The sequence below is a fragment of the Streptomyces sp. NPDC051776 genome, from assembly GCF_040681345.1.
Classification (GTDB): Bacteria; Actinomycetota; Actinomycetes; order Streptomycetales; family Streptomycetaceae; genus Streptomyces.
The window spans coordinates 1-4815 of sequence record NZ_JBFAYQ010000117.1; the positions used below are offsets into that span (position 1 = coordinate 1).

1 tRNA gene and 3 rRNA genes are annotated in these 4815 nt (G+C 52.7%); all 4 read right to left on the reverse strand.

The features are described 5' to 3' along the window. Positions 1-195: 195 nt before the first annotated feature. A 5S ribosomal RNA gene (gene rrf, locus AB0M26_RS31270) occupies positions 196-311 on the reverse strand. A 70-nt stretch (positions 312-381) separates the two neighbouring features. Further along, positions 382-3288, reverse strand: a 23S ribosomal RNA gene (locus AB0M26_RS31275). A 218-nt stretch (positions 3289-3506) separates the two neighbouring features. Beyond that, positions 3507-3582 (reverse strand) — tRNA-Glu (locus AB0M26_RS31280). A gap of 84 nt (positions 3583-3666) precedes the next feature. Next, positions 3667-4815: ribosomal RNA gene (locus tag AB0M26_RS31285) — 16S ribosomal RNA — on the reverse strand; the annotation flags it as partial.

Below are 4815 nucleotides of genomic sequence, written 5' to 3' on the forward strand. Positions count from 1 at the left end.
GCACCCGAATCGGCATAGCTTTATATCCTCACAGCATACGTATAAACGTTTAGACATCCAGATAGCTAACGATACCCAGAAACGGGCATAATGTCGAGCCTGCAAGCGGAAGGTGAGAAAGTTTCAAGGAGGGGGAGAGGGAAAAACAAAAGCAAAAAACCCCGCACCTTACGGTACGGGGTTCTTCTATTTGATGCCTGGCAGTTCCCTACTCTCACATGGGGAGACCCCACACTACCATCGGCGCTACGGCGTTTCACTTCTGAGTTCGGCATGGGGTCAGGTGGGACCACCGCGCTAAAGCCGCCAGGCAAATTCTGTTAATCTGTATCAGGCTGAAAATCTTCTGTCTCTCGTCCGCCGAAACAGCTTCGGCGTTGTAAGGTTAAGCCTCACGGTTCATTAGTATCGGTTAGCTCAACGCATCGCTGCGCTTACACACCCGACCTATCAACGTCGTAGTCTTCAACGTTCCTTCAGGACCCTTAAAGGGTCAGGGAGAACTCATCTCGGGGCAAGTTTCGTGCTTAGATGCTTTCAGCACTTATCTTTTCCGCATTTAGCTACCGGGCAGTGCCATTGGCATGACAACCCGAACACCAGTGATGCGTCCACTCCGGTCCTCTCGTACTAGGAGCAGCCCCCCTCAATTCTCCAGCGCCCACGGCAGATAGGGACCGAACTGTCTCACGACGTTCTAAACCCAGCTCGCGTACCACTTTAAATGGCGAACAGCCATACCCTTGGGACCTACTTCAGCCCCAGGATGTGATGAGCCGACATCGAGGTGCCAAACACCGCCGTCGATATGAACTCTTGGGCGGTATCAGCCTGTTATCCCCGGAGTACCTTTTATCCGTTGAGCGATGGCCCTTCCATTCAGAACCACCGGATCACTATGACCTGCTTTCGCACCTGCTCGAGCCGTCACTCTCGCAGTCAAGCTAGCTTATGCCATTGCACTAACCTCCTGATGTCCGACCAGGATTAGCTAACCTTCGTGCTCCTCCGTTACTCTTTAGGAGGAGACCGCCCCAGTCAAACTACCCACCAGACACTGTCCGCAACCCGGGTAACGGGTCCACGTTAGAACACCAGCCATTAAAGGGTGGTATTTCAAGGATGGCTCCACGCAGACTGGCGTCCACGCTTCAAAGCCTCCCACCTATCCTACACATCAAGGACCAGTGTTCAGTGTCAAGCTATAGTAAAGGTTCACGGGGTCTTTCCGTCTTGCCGCGGGTACACTGCATCTTCACAGCGATTTCAATTTCACTGAGTCTCGGGTGGAGACAGCCTGGCCATCATTACGCCATTCGTGCAGGTCGGAACTTACCCGACAAGGAATTTCGCTACCTTAGGACCGTTATAGTTACGGCCGCCGTTTACCGGGGCTTCGATCAAGAGCTTCGCGTTGCCGCTAACCCCATCAATTAACCTTCCGGCACCGGGCAGGCGTCACACCGTATACGTCCACTTTCGTGTTTGCACAGTGCTGTGTTTTTAATAAACAGTTGCAGCCAGCTGGTATCTTCGACTGATTTCAGCTCCACCCGCAGGGGCTTCACCTACATATCAGCGTGCCTTCTCCCGAAGTTACGGCACCATTTTGCCTAGTTCCTTCACCCGAGTTCTCTCAAGCGCCTTGGTATTCTCTACCTGACCACCTGTGTCGGTTTGGGGTACGATTTCGTGTTACCTGATGCTTAGAGGCTTTTCCTGGAAGCAGGGCATTTGTTACTTCAGCACCGTAGTGCCTCGTCATCACACCTCAGCGTTAATAAAGGACCGGATTTACCTAACCGTTCCGCCTACATGCTTAAACCGGGACAACCGTCGCCCGGCTAACATAGCCTTCTCCGTCCCCCCTTCGCAGTAACACCGAGTACAGGAATATTAACCTGTTTCCCATCGACTACGCCTTTCGGCCTCGCCTTAGGGGTCGACTCACCCTGCCCCGATTAACGTTGGACAGGAACCCTTGGTCTTCCGGCGAGCGGGCTTTTCACCCGCTTTATCGTTACTTATGTCAGCATTCGCACTTCTGATACCTCCAGCATGCCTCACAGCACACCTTCAACGGCTTACAGAACGCTCCCCTACCCAACAACGCATAAGCGTCGCTGCCGCAGCTTCGGTGCATGGTTTAGCCCCGTTACATCTTCCGCGCAGGCCGACTCGACCAGTGAGCTATTACGCTTTCTTTAAATGATGGCTGCTTCTAAGCCAACATCCTGGCTGTCTGTGCCTTCCCACATCGTTTCCCACTTAACCATGACTTTGGGACCTTAGCTGGCGGTCTGGGTTGTTTCCCTCTTCACGACGGACGTTAGCACCCGCCGTGTGTCTCCCGTGATAACATTCTTCGGTATTCGTAGTTTGCATCGGGTTGGTAAGTCGGGATGACCCCCTAGCCGAAACAGTGCTCTACCCCCGAAGATGAGTTCACGAGGCGCTACCTAAATAGCTTTCGGGGAGAACCAGCTATCTCCCGGTTTGATTGGCCTTTCACCCCCAGCCACAGGTCATCCGCTAATTTTTCAACATTAGTCGGTTCGGTCCTCCAGTTAGTGTTACCCAACCTTCAACCTGCCCATGGCTAGATCACCGGGTTTCGGGTCTATACCCTGCAACTTAACGCCCAGTTAAGACTCGGTTTCCCTTCGGCTCCCCTATACGGTTAACCTTGCTACAGAATATAAGTCGCTGACCCATTATACAAAAGGTACGCAGTCACACCACGAAGGTGCTCCCACTGCTTGTACGTACACGGTTTCAGGTTCTTTTTCACTCCCCTCGCCGGGGTTCTTTTCGCCTTTCCCTCACGGTACTGGTTCACTATCGGTCAGTCAGGAGTATTTAGCCTTGGAGGATGGTCCCCCCATATTCAGACAGGATACCACGTGTCCCGCCCTACTCTTCGAGTTCACAGCCTGTGTGCTTTCGTGTACGGGGCTGTCACCCTGTATCGCCGGACTTTCCAGACCGTTCCACTAACACACAAGCTGATTCAGACTCTGGGCTGCTCCCCGTTCGCTCGCCGCTACTGGGGGAATCTCGGTTGATTTCTTTTCCTCGGGGTACTTAGATGTTTCAGTTCCCCCGGTTCGCTTCGTTAAGCTATGTATTCACTTAACGATAGTGTGACGAATCACACTGGGTTTCCCCATTCGGAAATCGCCGGTTATAACGGTTCATATCACCTTACCGACGCTTATCGCAGATTAGCACGTCCTTCATCGCCTCTGACTGCCTAGGCATCCACCGTGTACGCTTAGTCGCTTAACCTCACAACCCGAAACTGTTTCACTTCTGATTGCGAAATCTGAGACCCGACCACACCTTCATCTGCTCTTATTACGGAGAACAGACACAGTGCGTCGTTTCAATTTTCAGCTTGATCCAGATTTTTAAAGAGCAAATATCTCAAACATGACTCACTATTTTCATAGTTAATCAGCTTTGAGATACTGATTGGTTGTGCCTTTCACTCACGAACCAGCAAGTGGCGTCCCCTAGGGGATTCGAACCCCTGTTACCGCCGTGAAAGGGCGGTGTCCTGGGCCTCTAGACGAAGGGGACGTGAAGTCTCAATCGCAAGACGCCTTGCTATTTACTTTTCATCAGACAATCTGTGTGAGCACTGCAAAGGCAGGTTCTTTAAGGTAAGGAGGTGATCCAACCGCAGGTTCCCCTACGGTTACCTTGTTACGACTTCACCCCAGTCATGAATCACAAAGTGGTAAGCGCCCTCCCGAAGGTTAAGCTACCTACTTCTTTTGCAACCCACTCCCATGGTGTGACGGGCGGTGTGTACAAGGCCCGGGAACGTATTCACCGTAGCATTCTGATCTACGATTACTAGCGATTCCGACTTCATGGAGTCGAGTTGCAGACTCCAATCCGGACTACGACGCACTTTATGAGGTCCGCTTGCTCTCGCGAGGTCGCTTCTCTTTGTATGCGCCATTGTAGCACGTGTGTAGCCCTACTCGTAAGGGCCATGATGACTTGACGTCATCCCCACCTTCCTCCAGTTTATCACTGGCAGTCTCCTTTGAGTTCCCGGCCGGACCGCTGGCAACAAAGGATAAGGGTTGCGCTCGTTGCGGGACTTAACCCAACATTTCACAACACGAGCTGACGACAGCCATGCAGCACCTGTCTCAGAGTTCCCGAAGGCACCAATCCATCTCTGGAAAGTTCTCTGGATGTCAAGAGTAGGTAAGGTTCTTCGCGTTGCATCGAATTAAACCACATGCTCCACCGCTTGTGCGGGCCCCCGTCAATTCATTTGAGTTTTAACCTTGCGGCCGTACTCCCCAGGCGGTCGACTTAACGCGTTAGCTCCGGAAGCCACGCCTCAAGGGCACAACCTCCAAGTCGACATCGTTTACGGCGTGGACTACCAGGGTATCTAATCCTGTTTGCTCCCCACGCTTTCGCACCTGAGCGTCAGTCTTTGTCCAGGGGGCCGCCTTCGCCACCGGTATTCCTCCAGATCTCTACGCATTTCACCGCTACACCTGGAATTCTACCCCCCTCTACAAGACTCTAGCCTGCCAGTTTCGAATGCAGTTCCCAGGTTGAGCCCGGGGATTTCACATCCGACTTGACAGACCGCCTGCGTGCGCTTTACGCCCAGTAATTCCGATTAACGCTTGCACCCTCCGTATTACCGCGGCTGCTGGCACGGAGTTAGCCGGTGCTTCTTCTGCGGGTAACGTCAATTGCTGAGGTTATTAACCTCAACACCTTCCTCCCCGCTGAAAGTACTTTACAACCCGAAGGCCTTCTTCATACACGCGGCATGGC